This window comes from Acinetobacter lanii (assembly GCF_011578285.1).
Taxonomy (GTDB): Bacteria; Pseudomonadota; Gammaproteobacteria; order Pseudomonadales; family Moraxellaceae; genus Acinetobacter; species Acinetobacter lanii.
This window is the reverse complement of sequence record NZ_CP049916.1, coordinates 2,701,683-2,728,202: the sequence shown is the minus strand read 5'-3', so window position 1 is coordinate 2,728,202 and position 26,520 is coordinate 2,701,683. Positions and strand designations below refer to the sequence as shown.

General features: G+C 43.1%; 22 protein-coding genes and 4 tRNA genes. 16 read left to right on the top strand and 10 right to left on the bottom strand.

Annotated features, from left to right (window positions below; genetic code table 11):
* Nucleotides 1–225: 225 nt before the first annotated feature.
* The 4 genes from G8D99_RS12335 to G8D99_RS12320 all read right to left on the bottom strand — a co-directional run bounded on the left by G8D99_RS12335 (nucleotide 226) and on the right by G8D99_RS12320 (nucleotide 5,560).
* Nucleotides 226–2,361 (bottom strand): 3-hydroxyacyl-CoA dehydrogenase NAD-binding domain-containing protein, encoded by a 2,136-nt coding sequence (locus G8D99_RS12335; protein ID WP_166326364.1) that lies wholly within the window; start codon nucleotides 2,359–2,361, stop codon nucleotides 226–228.
* An 11-nt stretch (nucleotides 2,362–2,372) separates the two neighbouring features.
* Nucleotides 2,373–3,578 (bottom strand): acetyl-CoA C-acetyltransferase, encoded by a 1,206-nt coding sequence (locus G8D99_RS12330; protein ID WP_166326362.1) that lies wholly within the window; start codon nucleotides 3,576–3,578, stop codon nucleotides 2,373–2,375.
* A gap of 350 nt (nucleotides 3,579–3,928) precedes the next feature.
* Nucleotides 3,929–4,144, bottom strand: coding sequence for a cold-shock protein (locus G8D99_RS12325; protein ID WP_166326360.1), 216 nt, complete (start codon nucleotides 4,142–4,144; stop codon nucleotides 3,929–3,931).
* A 405-nt stretch (nucleotides 4,145–4,549) separates the two neighbouring features.
* Complete coding sequence (locus G8D99_RS12320; protein ID WP_166326358.1) at nucleotides 4,550–5,560, bottom strand: AraC family transcriptional regulator; 1,011 nt, start codon at nucleotides 5,558–5,560, stop codon at nucleotides 4,550–4,552.
* A gap of 210 nt (nucleotides 5,561–5,770) precedes the next feature.
* Between G8D99_RS12320 and G8D99_RS12315 the strand changes: the two genes are divergently transcribed.
* The 3 genes from G8D99_RS12315 (at nucleotide 5,771) to G8D99_RS12305 (ending at nucleotide 8,402) form a co-directional block, all read left to right on the top strand.
* Nucleotides 5,771–6,889, top strand: a complete 1,119-nt coding sequence (locus tag G8D99_RS12315) for a CaiB/BaiF CoA transferase family protein (protein WP_166326356.1) — start codon at nucleotides 5,771–5,773, stop codon at nucleotides 6,887–6,889.
* Nucleotides 6,886–7,281, top strand: coding sequence for a hypothetical protein (locus tag G8D99_RS12310; RefSeq protein WP_166326354.1), 396 nt, complete (start codon nucleotides 6,886–6,888; stop codon nucleotides 7,279–7,281). Before G8D99_RS12315 ends, G8D99_RS12310 begins: the two co-directional genes overlap by 4 nt.
* 161 nt (nucleotides 7,282–7,442) lie before the next feature.
* The gene (locus G8D99_RS12305) at nucleotides 7,443–8,402 is read left to right on the top strand and encodes a DUF2804 domain-containing protein (RefSeq protein WP_166326352.1); all 960 of its coding nucleotides are present in this window, start codon (nucleotides 7,443–7,445) and stop codon (nucleotides 8,400–8,402) included.
* A gap of 78 nt (nucleotides 8,403–8,480) precedes the next feature.
* Here the strand turns inward: G8D99_RS12305 and G8D99_RS12300 are convergent, their stop codons facing one another.
* Nucleotides 8,481–9,356, bottom strand: a complete 876-nt coding sequence (locus G8D99_RS12300) for a metal-dependent hydrolase (protein ID WP_166326350.1) — start codon at nucleotides 9,354–9,356, stop codon at nucleotides 8,481–8,483.
* Between the two features lie 74 nt (nucleotides 9,357–9,430).
* Nucleotides 9,431–10,306, bottom strand: a complete 876-nt coding sequence (locus tag G8D99_RS12295; RefSeq protein WP_166326348.1) for a metal-dependent hydrolase — start codon at nucleotides 10,304–10,306, stop codon at nucleotides 9,431–9,433.
* A gap of 157 nt (nucleotides 10,307–10,463) precedes the next feature.
* Here G8D99_RS12295 and G8D99_RS12290 point away from each other — a divergent pair, with 157 nt between their 5' ends.
* On the top strand, nucleotides 10,464–11,492 hold the full coding sequence (locus G8D99_RS12290) for an AraC family transcriptional regulator (RefSeq protein ID WP_166326346.1): 1,029 nt from the start codon (nucleotides 10,464–10,466) through the stop codon (nucleotides 11,490–11,492).
* A gap of 117 nt (nucleotides 11,493–11,609) precedes the next feature.
* Here G8D99_RS12290 and G8D99_RS12285 read toward each other — a convergent pair whose 3' ends face one another.
* A complete protein-coding gene (locus tag G8D99_RS12285; protein ID WP_166326344.1) occupies nucleotides 11,610–12,947 on the bottom strand; it encodes a Na+/H+ antiporter NhaC family protein in 1,338 nt (445 codons plus the stop codon).
* Nucleotides 12,948–13,295: 348 nt separating this feature from the next.
* On the opposite strand from G8D99_RS12285, the gene trpA reads away from it, so the two are divergent.
* From trpA to G8D99_RS12265, 4 genes are read left to right on the top strand one after another with little or no spacing between them, the layout of a single operon-like run.
* Nucleotides 13,296–14,099 (top strand): tryptophan synthase subunit alpha, encoded by an 804-nt coding sequence (gene trpA / locus G8D99_RS12280; RefSeq protein ID WP_166326342.1) that lies wholly within the window; start codon nucleotides 13,296–13,298, stop codon nucleotides 14,097–14,099.
* The gene (gene accD, locus G8D99_RS12275) at nucleotides 14,096–14,995 is read left to right on the top strand and encodes an acetyl-CoA carboxylase, carboxyltransferase subunit beta (RefSeq protein WP_166326340.1); all 900 of its coding nucleotides are present in this window, start codon (nucleotides 14,096–14,098) and stop codon (nucleotides 14,993–14,995) included. Before trpA ends, accD begins: the two co-directional genes overlap by 4 nt.
* Nucleotides 14,995–16,281, top strand: a complete 1,287-nt coding sequence (gene folC / locus G8D99_RS12270) for a bifunctional tetrahydrofolate synthase/dihydrofolate synthase (protein ID WP_166326338.1) — start codon at nucleotides 14,995–14,997, stop codon at nucleotides 16,279–16,281. Before accD ends, folC begins: the two co-directional genes overlap by 1 nt.
* Complete coding sequence (locus G8D99_RS12265) at nucleotides 16,268–17,284, top strand: SPOR domain-containing protein (RefSeq protein ID WP_171522763.1); 1,017 nt, start codon at nucleotides 16,268–16,270, stop codon at nucleotides 17,282–17,284. The genes folC and G8D99_RS12265 overlap by 14 nt, the downstream gene beginning before the upstream one ends.
* A gap of 7 nt (nucleotides 17,285–17,291) precedes the next feature.
* On the opposite strand, the gene G8D99_RS12260 is transcribed toward G8D99_RS12265, so the two are convergent.
* The 3 genes from G8D99_RS12260 to G8D99_RS12250 all read right to left on the bottom strand — a co-directional run bounded on the left by G8D99_RS12260 (nucleotide 17,292) and on the right by G8D99_RS12250 (nucleotide 19,664).
* Nucleotides 17,292–17,888, bottom strand: coding sequence for a dual specificity protein phosphatase family protein (locus tag G8D99_RS12260; protein ID WP_227554411.1), 597 nt, complete (start codon nucleotides 17,886–17,888; stop codon nucleotides 17,292–17,294).
* A 39-nt stretch (nucleotides 17,889–17,927) separates the two neighbouring features.
* Nucleotides 17,928–18,740, bottom strand: coding sequence for an MBL fold metallo-hydrolase (locus G8D99_RS12255; RefSeq protein WP_166326334.1), 813 nt, complete (start codon nucleotides 18,738–18,740; stop codon nucleotides 17,928–17,930).
* A gap of 282 nt (nucleotides 18,741–19,022) precedes the next feature.
* Nucleotides 19,023–19,664 carry a peroxiredoxin gene (locus G8D99_RS12250; protein ID WP_166326332.1) on the bottom strand — a complete coding sequence of 214 codons (642 nt, stop codon included), beginning with the start codon at nucleotides 19,662–19,664 and terminating at the stop codon, nucleotides 19,023–19,025.
* A gap of 336 nt (nucleotides 19,665–20,000) precedes the next feature.
* Here G8D99_RS12250 and secA point away from each other — a divergent pair, with 336 nt between their 5' ends.
* The 8 genes from secA (at nucleotide 20,001) to G8D99_RS12210 (ending at nucleotide 26,432) form a co-directional block, all read left to right on the top strand.
* Nucleotides 20,001–22,718 (top strand): preprotein translocase subunit SecA, encoded by a 2,718-nt coding sequence (gene secA / locus G8D99_RS12245; protein WP_166326330.1) that lies wholly within the window; start codon nucleotides 20,001–20,003, stop codon nucleotides 22,716–22,718.
* Between the two features lie 166 nt (nucleotides 22,719–22,884).
* Nucleotides 22,885–23,223 carry a hypothetical protein gene (locus G8D99_RS12240; RefSeq protein WP_166326328.1) on the top strand — a complete coding sequence of 113 codons (339 nt, stop codon included), beginning with the start codon at nucleotides 22,885–22,887 and terminating at the stop codon, nucleotides 23,221–23,223.
* A gap of 195 nt (nucleotides 23,224–23,418) precedes the next feature.
* Nucleotides 23,419–24,639, top strand: a complete 1,221-nt coding sequence (argJ, locus tag G8D99_RS12235) for a bifunctional glutamate N-acetyltransferase/amino-acid acetyltransferase ArgJ (protein WP_166326326.1) — start codon at nucleotides 23,419–23,421, stop codon at nucleotides 24,637–24,639.
* 164 nt (nucleotides 24,640–24,803) lie between these two features.
* Nucleotides 24,804–25,871 (top strand): quinolinate synthase NadA, encoded by a 1,068-nt coding sequence (gene nadA, locus G8D99_RS12230; RefSeq protein WP_166326324.1) that lies wholly within the window; start codon nucleotides 24,804–24,806, stop codon nucleotides 25,869–25,871.
* A 167-nt stretch (nucleotides 25,872–26,038) separates the two neighbouring features.
* Nucleotides 26,039–26,115, top strand: a tRNA-Pro gene (locus G8D99_RS12225).
* Nucleotides 26,116–26,161: 46 nt separating this feature from the next.
* Nucleotides 26,162–26,238, top strand: a tRNA-Arg gene (locus G8D99_RS12220).
* A gap of 39 nt (nucleotides 26,239–26,277) precedes the next feature.
* A tRNA-His gene (locus tag G8D99_RS12215) sits at nucleotides 26,278–26,353 on the top strand.
* 2 nt (nucleotides 26,354–26,355) lie between these two features.
* A tRNA-Pro gene (locus G8D99_RS12210) sits at nucleotides 26,356–26,432 on the top strand.
* Nucleotides 26,433–26,520: the final 88 nt, after the last annotated feature.

The window sequence follows — 26,520 nt, the reverse complement described above, 5'->3', positions numbered from 1 at the left end:
ATCAAAGAAACTTGTATATTGAGCACTGTTATAGCACAAAAACAGGGTGTACTTACTAAAAATCGGCTGAAAATACCTAATTTTATTAAGGGTATTTTCTATACAGATACGGATTGAATTGAGTATTTAAATCGACAGATTGTGTGTTTTTAGAATCTGATTGATCTAGATATCAATAAAGGAGCAATGCATGCTCCTTTATGGTTCAAATTTCAAGAAAAGGAGTTACTGAATTTTTTCACCCGATTGCGCTTTTTGTTTAAGTAATTCTGGTGCTTTAAAACGTTCACCATATTTAGCCTCTAGTGCGTTGGCGCGGGTCAGTGCTTTGCTTAAACCATATTGATTGAGGAATTGCAGTGCGCCGCCGGTCCATGGTGCAAAGCCGATGCCGAAGATCGAGCCGACATTGCCATCGACCACCGTTTCAAGCACACCTTCTTCTAAACAACGCAGCGTATCTAAAGATTGCACAAACAAGAAACGGTCAATCATTTCCTGTTCAGTGATATCTGTGTCCTTTTTCCAGTGGCTTAAACCCTCCCAAAGATGTTTTTTACCGCCTTCCGGATAGTCATAGAAACCCGCACCGGCTGCTTTACCTTTACGAGCAAACTCATGAATCATGTGTTTCAATACATCTTCAGCAGGGGAATGAGGGAGGTCTTTGCCTTCAGCTTGCAGTGCTTTACGGGTTTCATTGGTCACATGCTCAGACAAGGTCAATGCAACTTCATCTTGTATCGCGAGTGGTCCAACAGGCATACCCGCTTTCAATGCGGCCATTTCAATACGTGCTGGATGGACGCCTTCAGCGAGTAAGCGTAAACCTTCATTCACGAAGGTACCAAACACACGGCTGGTAAAGAAGCCACGACTGTCATTGACTACAATTGGAGTCTTGCCAATTTGTTGCACATAGTCATAGGCTTTAGCCAAAGTTTCAGCCGACGTTTCTTTGCCCTTAATGATTTCGACCAATTGCATTTTGTCGACAGGGCTAAAGAAGTGTAAACCAATAAAGTTTTTCGCATCTTTACTGGCTTGTGCCAAACCTGAAATCGGTAAAGTCGAGGTATTGGACGCCATCACGCCATTTATAGCCAAGTATTGTTCAGCTTCTTGGGTCACTTTGGCTTTGAGTTCTTGATTTTCAAATACCGCTTCAATGATCAGATCGCAATCTTTGAGATCTTCAGCTGAAGCCGTTGCAGTGATTAAACTTAAAACTTGCTCACGTTTTTCAGCACTCATCCGACCTTGTGAAACACGTTTGTCCAATAATTTTTGACTATAGACTTTGCCTTTTTCAGCATTTTCTACAGAAACATCTTTCAGAACCACTTGGATGCCTTTTATGGCGGTTGAATAGGCAATGCCTGCACCCATCATCCCTGCACCAAGAACACCGACTTTGGTTGCTTGCCATTTGGCAACGTCTTTAGGACGACTTGCACCGGATTTAATGGCATTCAGTCCATGCCAGAATGTGCCAATCATATTTTTCGCGACTTGCCCTGTGGCTAGATAGGTAAAGTAATGAGATTCAATCGTGAGCGCTGTATCAACATCGACTTGAGCACCTTCAACCGCAGCAGCCATAATCGCTTCAGGCGCAGGGTAACAGCCTTTGGTTTTGTCACGCAGCATTGCAGGGGCAATCGCAAGCACTTGTGCCACTTGAGGCGATGATGGTGTACCCCCCGGAAGTTTATAGCCTTTTACATCAAAGGGTTGTTGTGATTTGGGATTGGCTTTGACCCAAGCAATGGCTTTTTCAAGCAATTCTTCAGGTGTTTCTGCAGTATCTTGAATGAGTCCAAGCGAGTTAGCTTTATCGACACCAAACTGTTTGCCTTCCATGAGGAATGGAAAAGCGTTTTGTAAGCCCAATAGGCGCACCATACGCACCACACCACCACCACCCGGAAGTAAACCTAAAGTCACTTCAGGTAGACCAAATTTGGCTTTAGGGTCATTGAGTGCAATACGTGCATGACAACCTAAGGCAATTTCCCAACCGCCACCGAGTGCTGTGCCATTTAACGCTGCCACGACCGGTACACCCAAAGTTTCGATATAACGAAACTCGGCTTTCATCTTCTGAATCATGTTGAAAAATTCAGAAGCGTGTTCAGGCTCGGCTTGAATCAGTTCGTCTAAGTCACCACCGGCAAAGAAGGTTTTTTTCGCAGATTTAAAAATAATCCCAGTAATGCCCGATTCAGCTTTCAGTTTGGCTACGGTGTCTTCTAATGCAACACGGAAGTCTGCATTCATGGTATTGGCAGATTGGTTTGGAGAATCTAAAGTCAAAATCACAATGCCATCGGCATTTTTTTCAAATTGAATTGCGCTCATTATTGTTCTCCTTATACCAACTCAATGATGGTTGCGATGCCCATACCACCACCGACACACAATGTTGCCAAACCACGTTTTTTACCTTGACGCTCTAACTCATCGAGTAAAATCCCCAAAATCATCGCACCCGTAGCTCCAAGTGGATGCCCCATCGCAATTGAACCACCATTGACATTGACTTTGGCAGGATCGACTTTCAGTTCCGTAATAAAGCGCATGACGACGGCAGCGAATGCTTCATTCACTTCAAACAGATCGATATCGTCAATCGTTAAGCCTGCTTTTTCTAAGGCTTTACGTGCCGCAGGGGCAGGTCCAGTCAACATAATGGTCGGATCGGTACCGACCAGTGCCGTCGATAAAATTTTGGCACGAGGTTTTAAGCCTTGTTCTTTGACGGCTTTTTCAGAGGCAATGAGTACCACCGCCGCACCATCGACAATACCCGATGAATTACCCGCATGATGCACATGGTTAATTTTTTGCGCTTCAGGATATTTCTGTAGCGCAACAGCATCAAAACCCATACCGCCCATCATTTCAAAACTTGGATTGAGTTTCGCAAGTCCTTCAGCCGTGGTTTGTGGCTTAATAAATTCATCTTTGTCTAAAATGGTTACGCCGGCTTTATCTTTGACCGCAACAATAGATTTGTCAAAACGGCCCGCTGCTTGCGCTGCTGCGGCTTTTTTTTGTGAATCCGCTGCAAAGGCATCGACATCTGAACGCGTATAACCATCTAAAGTGGCAATCAAATCTGCGCCAATGCCTTGAGGGACGAAAGTTGATTTTAAATTGGTTTCAGGGTCGAGCGCCCAAGGTCCACCATCTGAACCCATCGGAATACGTGACATCGATTCCACACCACCGGCCACCACCAAGTCTTCCCAACCTGAACGAACTTTTTGTGCTGCTAAATTGACCGCTTCCAAACCTGATGCACAGAAGCGATTGATTTGAACCCCCGCGACGTCATCATTCCAACCGGCTGCAATGGCTGCGGTTTTGGCAATATCCGAGCCTTGGTCACCAATGGGGGTGACACAACCCAAGACAATATCATCGACTTTTGAGGTGTCGAGTTGATGACGGGTTTCAAGTTCATTTAATAGGGTGGTGAGTAGGGTGATGGGTTTAACTTGATACAGCGAACCGTCTTTTTTCCCTTTTCCTCGCGGTGTGCGAATGGCGTCAATGATATATGCCTCGCTCATGAGCTTTCCTTTTTTATTGAGTCAAAATTGTTATCGTGCTTCGAGTGTAATCGATCTTGTTGAATCTGCAATGACGAGAACGAATGAGGTCATTGACGGTTTTTGCCAATATCTCAGCCATAATTTTGAAAGCGTGACATTGCTCAGCAATATAAATTTTTAAAATGAGAAAGAAGAAGCTAAAGGGCTAAAAGAATTGAAATAAAGATGGATGACAGAAGATGATGCTGGATGCGAACCTTTATTTTAATCGTTATGACTGAATGAATAGGCAATAAAAAAGCCGAACAAGTCGGCTTTTTTTTATCACACTCTGTCAGCACGCATCGTGCTTACATGAATGTTAAATCTTATACTGCAACAATGTTTACAGCATTCGGGCCTTTTTGACCTTGAGCGATGCTGAATTGAACTTGTTGACCTTCCATCAAGGTTTTGAAGCCTGAGCTTGCGATTTCGCTAAAGTGAGCAAAAACGTCTGGACCAGATTCTTGTTGAATGAAACCAAAACCTTTAGTTTCGTTAAACCACTTAACAGTACCTTTTACAACATTTGAATTAGACATAATAAATCCTATTGATTTTAATCATTATTTGAGTCCTTGATTGAACTCGGTTCTTAACTTGAAAAATAACAAAGAGTGGCACTTAAAATCTGAAAAAACGAAGGATTATGACTAAAACTGCGATACTTAAAGAAGATTTATAGAAACTACACTTTTTTCTAGTTAAGTCCATGGTACAGCAATTTGAGTATTATTCAATATATTTATAATAATTATTTAATATATTTATAAAATTTTAAAATCAAAGATTTAAATATCATTTTTTCAATTAAAGTTGTATTGAGCTAAGTCGTTGTATTGAATCAAATGACTATTGAAAGTTGAATGAATGTGTAAAGGGAGACATAAAAAAGCCCATCAATGTAGATAGGCTTTTTCAATATTCAAATCGAGGTCATCAAAAATTTAATGATAGCCATGCAACTGACGGTATAGACCTGGAGTTACCCCTGTCCATTTCTTAAAGGCACGGTGGAAGGTACTGGTTTCACTAAAGCCGACTTGTTGTGCTACATCTTCAAGGGTTAAAGATGGATTGAGCAGCAAGTGAATGGCAGCATCACGGCGCAAGGCATCTTTCACACCTTGATAGCTTTTGCCTTCAGCAGCCAAACGACGACGTAGTGTTTGTGGAGACAAATACAACATCGCAGCCACATCATTTAAGGTCGGCATTTCTTCACCAATTTGGCTCTTGAGCACTTCACGAATACGTGAAGTTAAAGAATTGGTGTTCTTAAATTTCACCAACAGTTTCGCAGGTGCGCCTTTTAAGAATTCTTCTAAAGTATTTTCATCTTGACGAATCGGTAGATCTAAATAATCCGCAGCAAAGGTAATTTCAGTGCGTGCAGCATCAAACTGAATCACAGGTGCAAAGAATAACGCATCATATTCATCAGCATGGGCAGGGCGTGGATATGCAAAATGCACACGCTCGAGTGGAATACGACGTTCAATTAACCATGACGACAAACCATGCCAGATCATCAGCATACTTTCAGTAATGAAATGGTCTGGGTCCATGGTGCGGGGAATAATCGGTACCAAACGTGCTTCATGCTTGTCACGCTCAAGGCTCACCGACCATTCTTCCCCAAACAGTTTATAAAACTGCGAAGAAAGCTCTAAAGCATCGCCTAAGGTTTTGGCATGAATAATCAATTGCGACATAATGGCAAAGGTGCCCAAACGACGCGGTTGAATATCAAATCCGACATGTTCGTCTTGGGTCACCATCCACAGCATTTTCACGAAACGAGTGTATTGTTCTGGAGAGATACGTGCTTTGGGTTGACGAAGTAACTCAGCTTCAATGCCGACATGAGAAAGTAAACTATCGACATCCATGCCCAAGCGTTTTACGCCAGTGAGCGCAGCATTCACGAAATGGATACTGATCGTATCACGGCTCATGTTAAATCCTTCAGTCTCTTTGATATTCACTTTACCTGACCTAAACAACACGAAAAAAAGATAAAAATAGCAATTTACATTAGAGTAAATGCTCTTATACATCATAAATTGCTGAAATGTTCAAGGTAAATGGCTGAACATGACATTGTGTTATGAGATTTATATTTCTATTATGGATGAAAAATCAACAGAATAATGGTCATTACAACAATGAATACTGCTTTAAAAGGACTCAAAGTACTGGATTTTTCCACCCTATTACCGGGGCCTTTCGCTACCCTCTATTTAGCCGATTTGGGTGCAGAAGTGATACATATCGAGTCGCCCACGCGACCGGATTTAATCCGCATGTTACCGCCTTATGCGCATGGGCAGGCGACTTCACACAATTATTTAAACCGTAATAAACAATCAGTTACGTTAGATTTAAAAGATCCAAAGAGCATTGAACAAGTCAAACAGAAAATCTCGGAATATGACATTGTCATTGAGCAATTTCGACCCGGCGTGATGCAACGTTTAGGTTTGGACTATCAAACTTTGGTGGAGATTAATCCAAGATTGATCTACTGTTCGATCACCGGTTATGGTCAACATGGCAGTTATAAACATAAAGCAGGACATGACATTAACTATGTGGCTTTATCTGGCATTGCTGGACACTCGGGTCGTAAGCTCAGTGGACCACCACCGATGGGAATTCAAATTGCCGATGTTGCAGGCGGGTCTTTACATGCTGTGATTGGGATTCTTACTGCCGTGATTGAACGTCAACGCAGTGGCATTGGACAGTATATTGATATTTCTATGACTGACTGCGTGGTAACCATGAATAATATGGCGGCAGCGGCAGTCTTGGCGGGTGAGCAAAATCAACAGATTGAAAATGAACACCTCAATGGTGGGACTTTCTATGATTACTACGAAACCCAAGATGGACGCTATTTATCGGTCGGCAGTCTAGAACCGCAATTTATGACTGGGCTTGCGACCACCTTAGATTTGCCGATTCTTTTACAAAAAGGCACCTCTTTCGATGTTGAAGATCGTAAAGCGGTCAAACAGGCGATTCAAGAGAAAATTCAACAAAAAACCTTTGCCGAATGGCGGACGATTTTTGCTGAACTCGATGTATGTGTGGAGCCTGTCCTGTCCTTAGATGAAGCGCTGAATTCAGAGTTGGCACGACAACGTGGCTGGGTGGTGGATGTACCTGTGAAAGCAAATTCAGCGCAAACTGAGCGACAATTGGCTTGTCCAATTAAGCTGTCACGCTCGCAAGCCACATATCAATTTATCGGTCAGGGTTTGGGTGAGGGCAGTTGGTGACCTCAAAAGATACTGTGAGTGATCACCCTGAATTCTTTTCAGGACGTTTAGCGTTATTGAGGGTGTTACAACAGCACCCTCACGCCGTTGCGAGTCACTTTCACTATGCTGCGTGTGTTCACGCATTAGAAGTTGAATTTGAGAGCATCAGCTCAAGTTTAGATGCTGAATTAAACACAGAATTTTCCACAGAAGTACACTCCGCATTGTCATGTTTACTGTTTGATCTCGAAGTAATCAACGCTTTGGCTTTATCGGATTGGGAGGTAGATGTAAGACCGATGGATTGGCCGTTTTGGCAAACAGAATATGCAGAGGAAGCCAATGATCTGCTGAAACAGATGCACAGGATCTTAAGCGCTAAGCAAGACTGTTATATCCGAGATCTTTAAGCTGAAACTGATTTTAATATTTTTTTCTTGATAGGATAATGATTCCATTTTTTCATTGCCTAATGAATGAAATTGGTGATAATACAGCCTAAGACTAAAGTCGAGTGTGGTCGATTAACTCAGTATCGACTGACTCAGAATAAACAACAGGGCTGTTGTAAATGGATTTAATTCAAGAGAATGGACAACCTCGCTACGGACGTTTTCAGGCATTGCCAAGCGCAATTTCAATGTCGAAATACGTCTACAAAACCCCCTATGGCAAAGAATTAAAATCTTGGCGTAAAACACTCAAATATAAAAAATTCAAGTTTTGCAGTATTCAGCATGAGCAGTACAGCATTGGACTGGCGATTGTTGATTTAAGCTGGGCAGGGCATGCGTTTTTTTATATCTACGATCATGACAGTCAAAATGTCATTGAATGGAATGCAATTAACGCACTAGCTCATCATACGCATGTCGATGAACAGCCCTTGTTTAGTCATAGCCACTTTTCAAAATCTGCCTTTAAACTCGATATTCAGCATGCCCATGGGGTACGCTTTATTTCCATCACCAAACATGGTGAAGAATACTTTAAGGCACGTATTTTCTGTGCAGGCACCGATCCATTGTCCATGTGTAGTCCTACAGGGATTAATGGTTGGACCTATACCCAAAAACTGACCACACTCGGTGTAGAGGGTTTCTTTACCAATAAACAGAAGCAAAAGATTGAATTTAATGCGCGAAGTTTTGCCTCACTCGATGACACCTGCGGCTTTTTAAGACCTGAAACGGCATGGTTTTGGTTGTCATGTAACTTTTGGGATCCACATAATCGCCGTATTGGTATCAACCTCGCATCTGGGGTGAATGAGAGTTTTGGCAATGAAAACTGTTTATGGGTCGATGGTCGAATGTATCCACTCAGTGATGTGCTCTTTGAAATTGAAGATGAACAGCATTGGAGTATTCGTTCAATCGATGCCAGATTAAAGCTCAGGGTTGAAACTGGGTGGCGCCGTTATGAAAATCTAAACTTACGCTTGGTGGGAAGTCAGTTCAGTCAGTGGCAATCGAAAATCACTGGGCAAATTGAAACAGAACAGCACGGTACGATTCAGTTTAATCAATAGTTGGGACTGTTAGAGCAGCATTATGCAAAATGGTAAGGCGGTTTAAAGCTGATTTGAAAAGTAAGGTTTTAAAAAATATTAAAGCGCTGCTTGCCAAAAGGCTTCACCGGCTTGAATCGGATCTTGGGTTTCAGCCAAAGTGTCGAGCCAAATTTGATACTGATGAATTACCGGATGCTGATTGGGGTGAAAATCTGGGTGATACCAATCCAAATATTCTGCTTTTTGGGTGCTTAGAATGCCGTTAGACCCCAACAGCCATTTTAAGCCCTCTTTAAACAGCATGAAACGTTGCCGTGGATTAAAACCATCCTGCTTCAGTAGACCATGGGTACGTTGTATAGTGAATCCAAACATCATCACGGTCACTAAACCGAGTGCTACATAACGCATTGCATTGGGTGTTTGAGCCACATCACGCATCACATCATACGCCACATCGCGATGTTCCATTTCTTCTACACTGTGCCATGCAAAGAGTGCTCGAATAAAAGGATGTGCTTCTGCCATCGTGCTTTGATTTGAAAAAAACACGGTTGCCATCAGTGCAGTCAAATGTTCACAGGCTGCAGTAATGGCAATATTCAGTGAGGCAGGATAACGCTTTAAACTGTGGTTAAAACGCTGATTGACTTGATCGATATACTTTTGCACCGGCATGCCTTGATCACGCAAAATCTGATTCATCTTGTCATGCGCGATGCCATGCTGTGCTTCTTGTTGGATAAATGCTTTGACGCGTTCAGCCAAAATAGGATCGTTGATGTGCTCGCGATATAAGCGGACACATTGAATAAAGTAACGCTCACCATCAGGAAAAGTCAGACTCAAGGCATCAAACACCCGTGTTTTAAAGGGATCGCCACCAAACCAAAAGCGTGGAATCTGATCAAGCTGAAATTCCAAGTCCTTTCGAACAATAGGCTTTACAATTTTGGTTAGTGTTAGGTTCATTTTTATAATCTTTTTTTCATAATGATGATTGCATCCATGCCGATTGCAGCATGGCATCAGAGGGATAAATGCATTTATTTTCCCGCTTGCCAAAAGGCTTCACCGGCTTGAATCGGATCTTGCGTGGCTTCAAGTGTGTCCACCCACGTTTGATATTGAGCAATCACCGGATGCTGACTCGGATGAAAGTCAGCTTTAAACCAATCCAAATATTGATCTTTCATGGCGGTCAACATGCCTTTTTTGCCGATAAACCAAGGCAAACCTTTTGCGGTCATTTTTAGGCGCTCTAAGCGGCTAAAGCCATCATGTTTTAGCATGATGTTGGCACGGTAAATGGTAAAGTTCAGCATTAATACGGTGGTGAAAGCGAGCGCAAATTTACGCGTAGTTTCAGGCACATTGCCGACTTGTTTCATGACATCAAATGCCACATCACGATGTTCCATTTCTTCAATCGCATGCCAAGCCAATAAAGCACGCACATAAGGATGCGCATCTTGCAAAGTTTCTTTTTGACTATAAAAGGTTTCTGCCATCAGCGCGGTTAGATGTTCTGCGGCAGCGGTCATGGCGATGTTGTATTGCGGTGAGCGTTTGCTCAGTTCAAATTTGAACATTTTTTTCATGACGGAAATGAACTGATCGACCGGCATGCCTTGTTCACGCATGACTTGGTTCATTTTGTCATGCGCAATGCCATGCTGCGCTTCTTGACGAATAAAATCAGCGACACGTTGTTGTAAATCAGGGTCGTTAATTTGGTCCTTAAACAAACGGACGCATTCAATAAAGTAGCGTTCACCATCAGGAAAGGTCAGGCTCAGTGCATCAAACATACGGGTGCGAAACGGGTCACCACCAAACCAAAAACGTGGCACTTCAGACAGTTTGAAATTAAGATTTTTGCGAACCACAGGTTCAACCGAATATTGGGTCAATGCATTCATTTTATTTTTACTGGCATGATTCAGATGATGTCAGTATGTCGGGCATCGATCACTTTGTTTTGACAGTTCTTGCCAATTTTTATACATTTTACGACAAATGAAAATTTAAAATGTCAGAAAATAATATGAAACATGTCATCTTCAAACAGGATGTGCGATGAAAGACATTCAGATTCCCAATGGTTACTTCCACCTGTGGAAAATTTATTTCACTGAACAACAGATCGATCCCTTTACATGGGAATCTTTCAAAGCCTTACAAGCACAGATTGAAGCAGTACTGCGTTTGCCAATTGCACAGCAGTCCTCTTATGCGCTGTTTCGTCAAATGATAGAACTGACTCAACAACAGTTTCAGCGCCCGCAATTAATCTATGAAATGGCGCACTATATACGCCCTGAACATTTCGGGGTATTGGGTTATATGGCGACACGTAGTGACAGCATTGCTGAAGCTTTGGATTATATTTTGCGTTTTAATCGGTTGGTGATCGATGGCGATGAGATTGCCGTAATGAAAGTGCAACAACAGCAAGATTGTTTGAGTTTGAGTTGGCCTTTTATCCATGAAGCCTATGACTTGATCAATGAAATGACCACCGCTTTTATGATTGGTTTGGCACGGCAAATAGTCCCCTTGCAACAGTTTCCTTTAGAGCGTATTGGCTTTGCACATGCGCCTAAAATGGCGCTGTATCACTATCAAAAATTCTATAGTTGTGAAGTGAGTTTTCATCAGCCTGAATACCAAATGTTGATGGGCATACGCAGTTTAGATTTAAAGTTACAACACGCCGATCCCTCGCTGATTCAGTTTTTAATCCAGCAGGCTGAGCAAGCGATCGCCAGTAAGGCACAGCATGAAACGTTAGCACAAAAGTTGCATTTGATTGTGGCGGAGTATCTTCGCATTCAACAGCAAGCCCCTAAAATTGAAGACATTGCCAAAGAGTTACATGTATCGGTTCGCACCTTACAGCGACAATTACGTGATTTAAACAGCTCGTTTAAACAGATTTTGGAAACTGAACGGATGCAACAATGCGAAAAGCTATTACAGAAACAGCTGAATTTGACTGAGATTGCCATTCAATTGGGCTATTCCGATCAATCGGCATTGGCAAGAGCCTATAAAGCCCATACAGGACAGACCTTATTACAAGCCAAGAAAAATTTAGGACACTAAACCAATAAAAAGGAACGTGCATAAAAAAGGGCAAGCTTATGCTTACCCTGATGTGATCTTACTTATTTGTTGCAACAGTTTTATTGCAACAATGCTTAGAGCAAGGTAAAAAGCGGCTTAAACGACTTTTTGCTTGAGGCGTGGGTAGCGAAACGCAATCGATAAAATGGCACATACCGCTAAAATCCAGCAGTAGTAAATATTGCCAATCAATTCAATCGGTGACATTTTTGCGATAGAACAAGCCAACAACAATTGTGCGCCGTATGGAATTAAACCTTGAATCACGCAAGAGAAAATATCGAGTAATGCGGCTGCACGTTTCGGATCAACGCCGTATTCTTTCGCCACTTCACGTGCCATATCGCCGGATAAAATAATCGCAACGGTATTGTTGGCCACAAATAAATTGGAAAAGACCACTAGAAAGCAAATGCCCAATTCACCGGCACGTTGCTGACTCATTTTAAATAAACGAGTCAGGGCGTAAATGCGTTGAATCAGCCAATTTAAACCGCCTTCTTTTTCCATAATCGCAGAAATACCGCCCAACAGCATGGACAATAATGCCACTTCAAACATACCAACAAAGCCTTCATAGACTGAGCTATTCAGCTTGAGTAAATCAAAATTAGGTTGTACAGATAAGCCCATGATCCCTGAGATTAAGATCCCAATGCTCAGCACCGCCAAAACATGCAAACGGGAAAATGCCAAAAAGAACACCGCGATATAAGGCACCATCAACCAAATGTTGTAGTCACTGTATTGGATATTTTGTGCATGATTACTAAACAACACATACGCGAGCAAAGTCATCACAGCTGCAGGCACTGCAATCCAAACATTGACCCGGAATTTATCGCGTAATTCGACATTTTGGCTACGTGTCGCAGCAATGGTGGTGTCGGAAATCATCGACAAATTATCGCCAAACATCGCACCACTCACCACAGCACCCACGGCATACAGCGCATTGATTTCAGTGGCTTGAGAAAAACCAAAAGCAATTGGGGCGCAGGCGGCAATGGTGCCCATAGAAGTGCCCATAGCGGTGGCAATAAAGGCAGAAATCACGAATAGCATCGGGAGAATGTATTCAGGTGAAATAATGGAAAGTCCAAACTGTACGGTGGAGTCGACACTGCCAATGGCACCCGTCACGCTGGCAAATGCACCGGCAAGCATAAACACCATAAACATCAGAATCAGATTGGGATGACTGGCACCCTTTAAAAATTCGTCAATGGCATCGTTGAGTTTGCCTCGATACATCAGTACAGCAAGAATGACAGCGGGCAGTGCAGCCACAGGGGCTTTCACTTGATAGAACGCAAATTCAGTTCCAATCACAGTGTGGTAAATACCGCTGCCCAGAAAAATGGCCAAAAAAAGAATAAGCGGTAGCAGGGCAAGCGCTCGAGGTTGAGCGTTACCTGGGGAGTGTGTGGTCATAAAAAAGTAACAAATAAGTAAGCGCGCGTAGTATAAAACAGCTTTTGTGATTTTAGAAAAATTAAAATGTAAACCGTAAATGGTTTGATTTGATCGATTTTTACAGACCAGCACTCACGAAACCACAGATTGAAGCACTTCAAAAAACCCAAAAAATAGGTGTTTTTGATCATTGTGAAAAAAATCAAAATATTGATAAATGTGCATTCGGGTTGTGGCAAGGATACAAGATGGTCTGATGCTGTTTATTCACTCTATTCAATGGGTAAAAAATAGCGTTACAATGGCTCGTCTTGTATTTTACAAAACCAACTCCTCAATATTACGATTCAAGGAAAGTACAATCCTATGTCACGTTTAGCCACACGATTTGCACAGCTTAAATCTCAACAGCGTAAAGCTTTAGTTTCGTATGTAATGGCTGGTGACCCGCATCCACACGTGACGGTGCCACTGCTTCATCAAATGGTTGACGCAGGCGTAGATGTAATTGAACTTGGATTACCATTTTCCGACCCAATGGCAGATGGCCCCGTGATTGCCCTTGCTGCAGAGCGTGCTTTGGCAGCAGGCACCAATACCCTTGACGCATTGAATATGGTCAAGCAATTCCGTGAAAAAGATGCTGAAACCCCAGTGGTTTTGATGGGCTATTTAAACCCTGTCGAAGTGATTGGCTATGAGCGTTTTGTCTCGATTGCTTCTGAGAGCGGTGTAGATGGCGTGCTTTTGGTGGACTTACCGCCTGAAGAAGCCAAAGATTTAGACGTGGTATTGAAGAAATATGACATGGATCAAATCTTCCTGCTTGCACCGACCTCTACGGATGAGCGTATTCAGCACGTTGCCAACCAAGCCAGCGGCTTTATTTATTATGTGTCACTCAAAGGGGTGACAGGCGCTGCGACCTTGGATGTAGCAGAAGCTGCGGCACGCATTGAAAAAATTAAGGCTGTGACACAAGTGCCAGTCGGTGTTGGATTCGGGATCAGTGATGCTGCTTCTGCGAAAGCGATGGGTAGTGTTGCAGACGCTGTGATTGTTGGAAGTGCCTTTGTAAAACCTTTTGCAAACCTCGCACCAGAACAAGCTGCTGAGCAAGCAGTCAATAAAGTTAAGGAGCTTCGAGCTGCGCTCGATGAGTTAGTATGAGTCAAGAAGAAGTGAAATCGGGTAAAGTATTGAGCCCTGTTACCCCTTGGACAGATCGTTCTGTGCCGGGTATTCATATTCCCGACGAACAACAAACACTAAAAGCCACATTTACAGAGCCTACGATTGAGTGCCCTGAATGTCATGCTTTGGTAACGCGTACCGCGATGTCGTTCAATGCCTATGTTTGCCCACAGTGTGACGAACATTTGAAAATGAAAGCACGCGATCGTTTGAACTGGTTCTTTGACCAATCTGGTCAAGAGTTGGGGCAAGAGTTTGTCGCAAAAGATCCACTCAAGTTCGTCGATAGCAAAGCTTATCCTGTGCGGATGAAAGAAGCACAAGAAAAAACCGGCGAAACTGAAGCCTTGGTGGTGATGCAGGGTCAAATCAAAGGTTTGCCGATGATTGCGGCTGCATTTGAGTTTGATTTTATGGGGGGTTCAATGGGCACAGTGGTCGGTGACCGTTTTGTTCAAGCGGCTGAAAAAGCCATTGCCAGCCAACAACCGCTGATCTGCTTTGCCGCGTCGGGTGGTGCTCGTATGCAAGAAGGCATGTTGTCCTTGATGCAAATGGCACGTACTTCAGCAGCGATTCAAAAGATGAAAGAAGCACGTGTACCGTATATTGTGGTGCTGACCCATCCAGTGTATGGCGGTGTAACGGCATCATTGGCCATGTTGGGTGACGTACATATTGCTGAACCAAAAGCCATGATTGGCTTTGCAGGTAAGCGTGTGATTGAGCAGACCGTTCGCGAAAAATTGGAAGAACCGTTCCAACGTGCTGAATTTTTGCTTGATCATGGTGTGGTCGATCAAATTGTCCATCGTCATGCATTACGTGATACAGTTTACCGTATTGTAGCGAAGTTGATGAATTTGCCTTGATGCACATAGCACCATTAGAAACTGATGATTTACAAACATGGCTCGATTATTGGAGCCATGTTCACGTTACAGGGATTGATTTAGGTTTAGAACGGGTCATCCCTGTGGCTGAAAAATTGGGTGTAATCACACCTGATGCAACAGTGCTGACCGTTGCCGGTACCAATGGCAAAGGCTCAACTTCGACCACTTTGGCATCTATATTGAATGCTCAAGGTTACAATGTTGGTCTGTACCAATCTCCCCATATTTATCGTTTTAATGAACGCGTCAAATTGGCAGGGCAAGAAGTGGATGATCAATCTTTGATTGATGCTTTTGTCTTGGTCGATCAAGCGCGCCGTGCATGTAATCTGTCTTTATCTTTTTTTGAAGCCACGACTTTGGCAGCTTTTGTGATTTTTAAACACAAGGCTTGTGATGTTTGGGTGCTTGAAGTGGGACTCGGTGGTCGACTCGATGTCGTCAATGTGGTCAACCCCAATGTCGCGGTGATTACCAATATTGGACTTGATCATACCGATTGGCTCGGTGATACCATTGAAAAAATTGCCTTTGAAAAAGCCGGCATCATTCGTCCGAATATTCCAGTGATTTTTGGGGGCCAGCAACAGCTACCGCAGGCCATTCAAGATAAAGTCACTGAATGTAATGCTCAGTTATATGCTTTGAATCGTGATTATTTCTATCAGGATACGCTCGATGGTCAAACGTGGAACTTTGCCAGCTCAGGCACCACGCTTAAATTACCTCTAGGCTCTTTGGCGGTTGATAATATATCAACAGCAGTGGCAGCGATTTTAGTCAGTGGACTTCAGGTCAGCCAACAAGCGATTGCGAAGGGCATCCAGAGCGCAAAACTTCAAGGGCGTTTTGAAGTTCGCAGCATTCAAGACAAGACGGTGATTTTTGATGCCGGACATAATCCGCACGGTGTTGAATTTTTGTTAAAGCAATTGCGTAAATTCTTAGAATACAATAAACAGTACACAGAAGTGATTGCTGTTTTTTCAATGTTGGCCGATAAAGACATAAATTCTGTGGTCAAGTTATTGAAAAATACGGTATTAAAGTGGAAAATTGCGCCAATGAATGTGCCTCGTGCGGCACCATTGCCACAATTAGAAGCAGCATTACACGGCGAATCTGTCGAAAATTTTGAAAATATACAAGTCGCATTTCAATCAGCACTTGAACAAAGCAATAATAATCAGCTGATTTTGGTGTGTGGTTCGTTTCATACCTTAGAAGCGGTCTGGGAGTATTTAGAGAATGTCAATGAATAACAAACAACGTTGGATGGGTGGCGTTGTTTTATTGGGTGGTGGGGTGCTCCTTGCTGCACTGCTTTTAAAAGGCAAAGAAGAAATACATCATAACCAAGTGCCTACGCCACCTGTTGAAAATGTACAAGAACACGGTGCACCTGCTGAGCCAGTTCAGTTGCAACCTCTGACGGTTGATGTCGAAACAGAAAAACGTTTGCTTGAAGAACAGCGCCGTGCCCGTGAAAAAGCCGTGGCTGAGCAAGAAGCCAAGTCTGCGGAATTCTTACGTCAGCAACAACAAGTTGAAGCTGAAGCTGCCCGAAAAGCGGCCGAAGAATATGCAGCTATGAACCAGCGCCGTAATGCCAATCAACAAACCTCGGACAGTATTCCACCTGAGTTGATTGAAGATGAAAAAACCAAAGCAGAACAGAAAAAGTTAGAGCAGCTCAAAGCCAAAAATGAACAGGCGAAAGCGGATGCAAACAAAACAGCACAACAAACTGCTGAACAGAAACGTCTTGCTGAAACAGCGAAGCTAAAAGCTGAAGAAGCCAAGAAGAAAGCTGAGGAAGCCAAAAAAGCAGCTGAACAAAAATCTTCAGCTGAAAAATTAGCGGCAGAGAAAAAAGCTGCTGAGAAAAAGGCAGCCGATGAAAAAGCCAAAGCCGATGCGGCAGCGAAAAAATTAGCTGAAGAGAAGAAGAAAAAAGCCGAAGAGGCCAAAAAGAAAGCTGAAGCTGAAAAAGCCCGTGATCTACTTGAAAATGGCGATAAACAGTGGATGGTGCAAGTGGCACTGGCTGCCAATGAAGCCAACGCGGATGCTGTTGCCGCCAAACTTCGTGCTAAAGGTTATAAAGTGACCAAGAGTCCTACCTCTAAAGGGATTCGTATCATGGTTGGACCATCCAAAGACCGTGAAACCGCAGATGCGACACGTAAGAAGATCAATGCCGATGACAGCTTGAATATGAAATCTGCATGGGTGATTGACTGGGTACCGCTCGACAAACGCTAAATTTATTTTATGTTGGGCTAAATTCAGATGGATTCGAGAGTTGCTCTCGGATCCATTTTATATTTTCAGGGGTGAAAATTTTCGGAATATTTTGCCAAATGACATGAAAACCGTAGCCACCATGTTTCATTTCACGTAATGCATCCTCAATACTCCAATGTTCAAAGATAATCCGATACATTGCCACACTTGCGCCGGTACGGTCAGAGCCGTGATAGCAATGGATTAAAACTTTTTCATTATTGTTTTTGGCCTGTTGAATCTGTTGCATGACTTTGAGTAAATCTTCACGATCCATCGCCCAAGTATGAATTGGAATATGTACCAATTTGAGTTGAGTATGGCCTAAATTTTCCTGATCTTTATCGCGGCTGCGTAGATTAATCACGGTGCCAATCTGATGTTTTTGCAGTTCAGCAAGCAATTGATCATCAGGTTGTTCACTGCGGTATAAGGTGTTACTGATCTGATAGAAATTGTGCTCATTGCTAATCTGCATGCCCCAATCCTGCGGGCGCTGTTGCACATCAAGTGGTGCAGTTTTGATACATCCAGAAAGAGGCATACTGCTCAAAAGAATCAAAGATAACAGCTTAAGTCTGATCGTATTGGGTTGCAGCATAATGTTTACCTGTTTTTATTGTTATGTTTGATAGCGTTTCAGTTCGACCGGATCATGCGCACACATAATTTCGATCTGAGGTTGCTCAAGTGCCAATTGTTGGATTTGCTTTAAACTTCGAATACGTGCCATATTGTTATGGGCAAATAAGCGTTCCGTCAAGTTTAAAGCGGGCAATTTGTTTTGAGGGTTCAATTGTTGATGCGAATAATAGGCATCACCGCAAAACAGCAACCATTGACCTTGATATTGAATGGCGACGCCACAATGACCTTCAGTATGCCCCAAAAGTGGAATCAGTAAAATATCATCCTGAAAGATTTTAAAGCCTTGCACCTTTTCTAAGTTGAACCAAGATTCACCGTATATAGGCTCTACAAAGTTCCAATGCCGATGTTTGTTGAACTGTTGGGTGCGATAGCGATATTTATTTTTATAACTGAAATGTTGAGTGGCGTTATATTCGCTGGACAGCACATGCACCATGGCTTGTGGAAAATCTGAAATACCGCCGGCATGGTCAAAATCCAAATGCGTCACAATAATATGTTTAACATCTGTGGCTTTAAAACCAAGTTTTTGAATTTGACCCACTGCAGAGAGGTTTAAGCTTTGTTGAATGGTGCCGAAACGGGTAATAAAGCTGCCCAAACGTTCTTCAGCACACAAATAATCCTGCAAGCCTAAACCGGTATCGATCAGTACCAAGCCTTGATCTGTTTCGAGCAATAGGCAATGACACACCACTTCTGCTTTTAAACCCTTTTGCCCAAACAGGGGTGCGCAAAAAGGACACATACTGCCACAATGTAAATGATGCACCTGATAAATCATGATTAACGATTCAATTTCAATGACGCTGTTGATGTGTAGTTATAGCGGATCTTAAGATTATTACTAGATTGCTTTAGTGCAAGATGCTGAGATTTAAGACGTATTTAGACCAAAAAAAGCCCATCCGAAGATGGGCGGGGGGATTCAAGACGGCTCGTCAAATAAGTCTTGAATCGGGTTGCTTAAAAGCGTTAAAAAATCAGGAGCAGTATTTAGGCTTACTGTAAAAATCTTTAAATTAAACTTTGTACAGTGGTCGAATTTAAGAAAATAAAACAGTACTTAATGGATCTCAGGTTGTGCGGTAAAACGTAAGTAGGGTTTCACTGCGGTATAGCCTTTTGGAAAACGCTGTGCAATTTCTGCTTCGTCTTTTAATGCGGGCACAATCACCACATCGTCCCCATGTTGCCAATTGGCAGGCGTGGCGACTTTATGCTGATCCGTCAGTTGCAGTGAATCAATGACCCGTAAAATTTCATTGAAATTACGACCAGTGGAGGCAGGATAAGTCAGGGTTAAACGGACTTTTTTATTGGGGGCAATAATCACCACCGAGCGTACGGTTGAAGTTTCACTGGCATTGGGATGAATGAAGTCGTACAAGGTTGATACTTTACGATCGTGGTCGGCAATAATGGGAAAATTGACTTCAGTCTGTTGGGTTTCATTGATGTCTTTAATCCAACCGTGATGCGATTCCACATCATCGACAGACAATGCAATCGCTTTAACACCACGTTTCTCAAATTCATCTTTAAGTTTGGCGGTAAAGCCCAGTTCAGTAGTACACACCGGGGTATAGTCTGCAGGGTGTGAAAATAAAATTCCCCAATGCTCGCCTAAAAAATCATAAAAGTGAATGGTTCCCAAGCTTGAATCTTGTTGAAAATCGGGGGCAATATCCCCTAAACGTAGTGTCATTGTCTAAGCCTCTTTTATTTGATCGTTATTCTGTCTGTGCATCGAATATGCGTGAATTTATTTAGAATTAAAAATAGTGTTTTTATATTTCTTTATGAATTATGAGAATAAAGAACCAGATTAAACGATAAAAAATCAAGAGTTTGATAAGAATCAACTATCTATAGATCGGTTAAATTTGCTACATTAATTCGCCGTCACGGATACGTCGTTAAGGCATTGGTCAGAAAAATTTGAATGCTTTTGTTTAAAACCCTTGTACTTCAGATTTCTAGCACCATAATAACGTCTGAGAAAAAATTATTTTTTAATAAGCAAGTTTTAGAGAGTCTATACATGTTGGCAAGTCTGATCGGAGGAATCTTCGGTACTAAAAACGAGCGCGAACTTAAGCGTATGCGTAAAATTGTCGAGAAGATCAATGCGCTCGAGCCGACGATATCTGCATTAAGTGATGCAGACTTATCTGCAAAAACCGAAGAATTCAAACAACGATATAAAAAAGGCGCGAGTCTAGATCAGTTGTTGCCTGAAGCCTTTGCGGTCTGCCGTGAAGCGGGTAAACGTATTATGGGGATGCGTCACTACGACGTCCAGTTGATCGGTGGTATTACCTTACATGAAGGTAAAATCGCAGAGATGCGTACTGGTGAAGGTAAAACCCTGATGGGTACTTTGGCTGTGTATCTTAACGCGATCAGTGAGCAAGGCGTTCACGTGATTACCGTGAATGACTACTTGGCACAGCGTGATGCCGAATTGAACCGTCCTTTGTACGAGTTCTTAGGCTTAAGCGTTGGTGTGATTTATTCGATGCAAGCGCCGAACGAGAAAGCAGAAGCGTACCGTGCGGATATCACTTACGGGACCAACAACGAATTTGGTTTTGACTACCTACGTGACAACATGGTGTTCTCTCTGGCTGAGAAGAAACAACGTGGTTTAGTCTATGCGATTATCGATGAGGTCGATTCAATCTTGATCGATGAAGCACGTACCCCATTGATTATTTCAGGGCAAAGTGAAGATTCATCGCAGCTCTATGCTGCGATCAATGCCATTCCGCCAAAATTGCGTGCACAGAAAGAAGAAAAAGTCGCAGATGGCGGTCATTTCTGGATTGATGAAAAACAACGTTCTGTTGAAATTACCGAAGCCGGTTTTGAAGCCGTTGAAGCTGAACTGATTGCGATGGGCTTGCTCGCTGAAGGGGAAAGCTTATATTCAGCGGCCAACCTCAACTTGGTTCACCATGTGACTGCTGCAATCCGTGCGCACTATTTGTATCAACGTAATGTGCAATACATCATTCACGATGGCGAAGTGGTGATTGTCGATGAAAATACCGGTCGTACCATGCCGGGTCGTCGTTGGTCTGAAGGTTTACATCAAGCGGTTGAAGCCAAAGAAGGTTTGGAAATTCAACCTGAAAACCAAACATTGGCAACCACAACTTTCCAGAACTATTTCCGTTTATACAAAAAATTATCGGGCATGACGGGTACAGCAGACACTGAAGCTGCTGAAATGAACGAAATTTATGGTTTAGACGTGGTGTTGATTCCAACCCATCGTCCTATGATTCGTAATGACCAAAACGATTTAATTTACTTAAACCGTAATGGTAAATACAACGCGATTATTGAAGAAATTAAGAAAATTCATGAAGCGGGTGTGGCGCCGATCTTGATTGGTACCGCAACCATTGAAGCGTCTGAAATCTTGTCTGATAAATTGAAAGAAGCGGGCATCTTCCATGAGGTTCTGAACGCCAAGCAACATGAACGTGAAGCCGATATTATTGCGCAAGCCGGTTCACCTCGTGCGGTGACTATTGCGACCAATATGGCAGGTCGTGGTACCGATATTTTGCTCGGTGGTAACTGGAAAGCTAAACTGGCTAAAATTGAAAATCCAACCGCAGAGGACGAAGCACGTTTACGCGCAGAGTGGGAACAGAACAACCAAATGGTATTAGATTCAGGTGGTCTACATATTATTGGTTCTGAGCGTCACGAATCTCGTCGTATTGACAATCAGCTGCGTGGTCGTGCCGGTCGTCAAGGTGACCCAGGTGTATCACGTTTCTTCTTGTCACTAGAAGATGACTTAATGCGTATTTTCGCAGGCGATCGTGTTGTGGGTATGATGCGCGCGATGGGCTTGCAAGAAGATGAAGCGATTGAACACAAAATGGTGTCACGCTCAATTGAAAATGCACAGCGCAAAGTTGAAGCACGTAACTTTGACATTCGTAAGAACTTGTTGAAATACGATGACGTCAACAACGAACAACGTAAGATCATTTATTCACAACGTGATGAAGTGTTGGCTGAAAGCACTTTGCAAGAATATATCGAGCAAATGCATCGTGAAGTAATGAAAGGCCTGATTGAAACTTATATTCCACCTGAGTCGATTCATGACCAATGGGACATCGAAGGTTTAGAACAAGCACTTCGTACTGATTTAGGCATCGATTTACCGATCGACCAATGGCTACGTGATGATCGTCGTTTAGATGAAGAAGCCTTGATTGAACGGATCACCGATGAAGTGTTGCAGCGCTACCGTGCGCGTCGTGAGCAAATGGGCCCTGAGTCGGCTGCCGTGCTTGAGCGTAACTTTATGCTCAGTTCTTTAGACCGTCATTGGAAAGAGCATTTGGCTGCGATGGATTACCTACGTCAAGGGATTCATTTACGTGGCTATGCACAGAAGAATCCTGAGCAAGAATACAAAAAAGAAGCCTTTAACTTATTTGTAAATATGCTTGCAGTGATCAAATCTGATGTGGTGACGGATCTATCTTTGGTACGTGTCCCAACGGCTGAAGAATTGGCAGAAATGGAAGCGCAACAATTGGCACAAGCTGAAGCGATGCAGTTGTCTTTATCACATGCTGAAGTGGATGGCTTAACGGGTGAGGCAACGGTTGATCAAGACAATCAAGTGGACTTAGCTCAAGCGACCTTTACACCGCCAGAAAGCCGTAATGCACCTTGCCCATGTGGTTCAGGTCTGAAATACAAACAGTGTCACGGAAAAATTTAATCAAGCATGATTTAACCAAGCAATCAATGACTTGATCAAAAAGCAGAACTTCGGTTCTGCTTTTTTTATGCTTTGTAGCCAACTCATCGTTTAACTGTGAATAGAGATTGCCAAGACCAGCACTTAATGGTATTTACTTGACATGATTGAAACTTCTGGAACGAACATGAAAAAATTATTAAAAACATTAAGCATCATCTCTTTTGCTTTGCCAACGCTCGTTTTCGCAAGCACTCCACAAACCACGACCGTGGATAAAGTCCAAGCAGCAACTGGTACTGCAACCGCTCAAGCGCAAGTCGTGAATGCCTCAACAGTAGTGATTAGCCCACGTACTGGTATTCGTTATGATTTAGGCAATACCGCAGGTCGCCCAATTGTATTAAAAACAGCAGCAATTGCTGCGGTAACCCCACAAACAGTGAATCGTATTGTGGCAACCAACCCAGCTTTGTCGACATCAAGCCAAGAAAAAGCCAAAAAAGCATTACTTGACAATAACTAATGTGTGCTTTTTGTGTTGAGTTTATTGAGTTAAATTCAATTTAAAATGCCATGCTAAAACCAGCCTAAGTGCTGGTTTTATTGTATTTAAAATATGAAGAAACACAGCGCTACATCTACGACCTTTATTGACTCGATTTTTCTGAGTTTTTCTAATAAGCTGTCTGCTCCTATATTCTAATTCGGACATTTAAATATGGCGGTGGGTGACGTAACAATGCCACAGATGCATGTGGTACAGGGTGTAAAAATTGGCTCGGCAGAAGCGTATTTACGTTATCCCAATCGACGTGATTTAGTTGTATTTGAATTTGCTCAAGGCACCAATGTGGCGGGTGTATTCACCCAGAATGCGTTCTGTGCAGCGCCAGTACATATTTCAAAAGCACATTTAGCAATTACCAATCCGCGCTACTTGGTCATCAATACCGGTAATGCCAATGCAGGTACAGGCAAAACTGGTATGGCGAATGCTGAAACCACGTGTGCAAAATTAGCTGAATTAACAGGCGTACAAGCTTCAGAAATTCTTCCATTCTCTACAGGGGTGATTGGTGAGCAACTGCCAATTGATCGCCTAACCGCAGGCTTACAACCCGCTTTAGACACATTAAATGATGATGCTTGGGCAATCGCTGCATCAGGCATCATGACCACTGATACTTTACCTAAAGGTGCATCTGAGCAGTTTGAGCTGGATGGCGTAACCTATACCATGACCGGTATCTCTAAAGGTGCAGGCATGATTCGTCCAAATATGGCGACCATGCTTGGCTTTGTAGCAACCGATGCCCCAATTGCACGTCCGTTGGTTCAACAGTTGTTAAATATTGCAGTTAATCAGTCGTTCAACCGTATTACCATAGATGGTGATACCTCAACCAATGACTCTTGTATTTTTGCAGCCACCGGTCAAGCGGGTGGGGCCGAAATTGCGACACAAAACGATGTGCGCTTTGGCACGGTACTTGATGTATTGACCCGTGTGATGAAACGCCTCGCACAGCTGATTGTACGTGACGGTGAGGGTGCAACCAAGTTTATGACCGTGAGCGTTGAAGGTGGTGCCAACACCCAAGAATGTTGTGATATTGCCTATAGCATTGCCCATTCGCCATTGGTTAAAACCGCATTCTTTGCTTCTGATCCAAACTGGGGGCGTATTTTGGCTGCGATTGGTTATGCCGGTGTACCCGATTTAGATGTTGAAAAAATCCAAGTGTGGTTGGATGAGGTGCAAATCTGTAAAGATGGTGGCGCAGCAGAAGACTATACCGAAGAAGCGGGTGCTCAAGTGATGGCACAGCCTGAAATCACTATTCGTGTTGATTTGGGGCGTGGTGAGGCCAAAGATACGGTCTATACCTGTGACCTGTCTTATGACTATGTCAAAATCAATGCAGATTATCGTTCCTGATAAAGAAGAAGCCTCCTCGTGAGGCTTTTTTATCGTTTTATTTTAATACTTGGTCAAAAAAGCATGATGCCATTTTGATTCAGTTTTTACTTTTGATGTTCGTTATTTATTAATTTTTTAAATTCTAATGGAAAGCGCCTAAGCTTAGGATAGAGATATAGCGTATGAATGATGCAACCAATTTAATTGCCAACGATGCAAAAACGATTGTACAAGCACATTTAGATCAACTGGGTGAGATGAAAGCACATCATCTTAGCCCGGAACTCAAACAACAAAAATTCAAAGCCATTCAGCAGGAACTCGAAAAACAAAATGCAGTCTTGGTTGCGCATTATTACTGTGACCCTGAAGTACAAGAGCTGGCAGAGTTGACCGGCGGATGCGTGTCAGATTCTTTGGAGATGGCACGTTTTGGTCGTGACCATCCTGCCAAAACCTTGGTGGTGGCAGGGGTGAAATTTATGGGCGAGACCTCAAAAATTTTATCGCCCGAAAAGAAAGTATTAATGCCCACGCTAGAGGCCACCTGTTCCTTAGACCTTGGTTGTCCTGTCGATGAATTCACAGCTTTTTGCGATGCACATCCCGATTATACCGTGGTGGTCTATGCCAATACCTCAGCAGCAGTCAAAGCCCGTGCCGATTGGGTGGTGACTTCAAGCTGTGCGGTAGAAATTATTGAATACCTCGATAGCCTAGGTGAAAAGATTATTTGGGCACCTGATCAGCATCTCGGGCGCTATATTCAAAAGAAAACCGGTGCAGACATGTTGCTTTGGGATGGTTCATGCATCGTGCATGAAGAATTCCGTGCCCGTGGCATCAGTCAAATGAAAGCGCTTTATCCCAATGCAGCGGTTCTGGTGCATCCTGAGTCACCAGAATCGGTGATTGAGATTGCAGATGCGGTGGGCAGCACCTCTCAACTGATCAAAGCAGCCCAAGATTTACCGCAGGAAACGCTCATTGTAGCAACCGACCGCGGTATTTTTTATAAAATGCAACAATTGGTGCCAAATAAGACCTTAATTGAGGCGCCAACCGCAGGAGAAGGGGCAAGTTGTCGCTCTTGTGCGCATTGTCCATGGATGGCAATGAACGAATTAGACGGAATTTTACAGGTTTTGCAGAAATCTGATCAAGAAGTATTCGTAGATGCGGCTTTGGCTGAACGTGCAAAAATGCCTTTGGACAGAATGTTAAACTTTAGTGCCAACTTAAAACCTTAAATTTGTATAAAAATCGTCTGAAATGTTTGATAAATATACACTTGATGGGTTTTTTTAAGTTTTTTTGAATATAGGTGTTGACGTCTCATCGCGTCACGCCTAGAATGCACACCGTACCGAACGATACATCGAAAGATAAGTTGAACGGTACCAAAGCTGAGATGAATCGGAGTATGGCGCAGTTTGGTAGCGCACCTGGTTTGGGACCAGGGGGTCGTAGGTTCGAATCCTACTGCTCCGACCAATTCTTCAAGGCAAAGGTTTTCCAGTGATCTAGCATCATCGGTAATGCGCTTGTAGCTCAGTTGGATAGAGCATCCGCCTTCTAAGCGGATGGTCACAGGTTCGAATCCTGTCAGGCGCGCCATCGGTCGCTTGATATTGTAGAATCTAAAATGTTGTTATGGTGGTTGTAGCTCAGTTGGTAGAGCCCCGGATTGTGATTCCGGTTGTCGAGGGTTCGAGCCCCTTCATCCACCCCACTCGGAGTATGGCGCAGTTTGGTAGCGCACCTGGTTTGGGACCAGGGGGTCGTAGGTTCGAATCCTACTGCTCCGACCATTTTAAGCTTAAGCAATACATGTTAAGGCTTAAAAAGTAAATAATCCGCTTAGAGGCGGTTTTTTTATGCCTAAAATTTAGTAAAGAT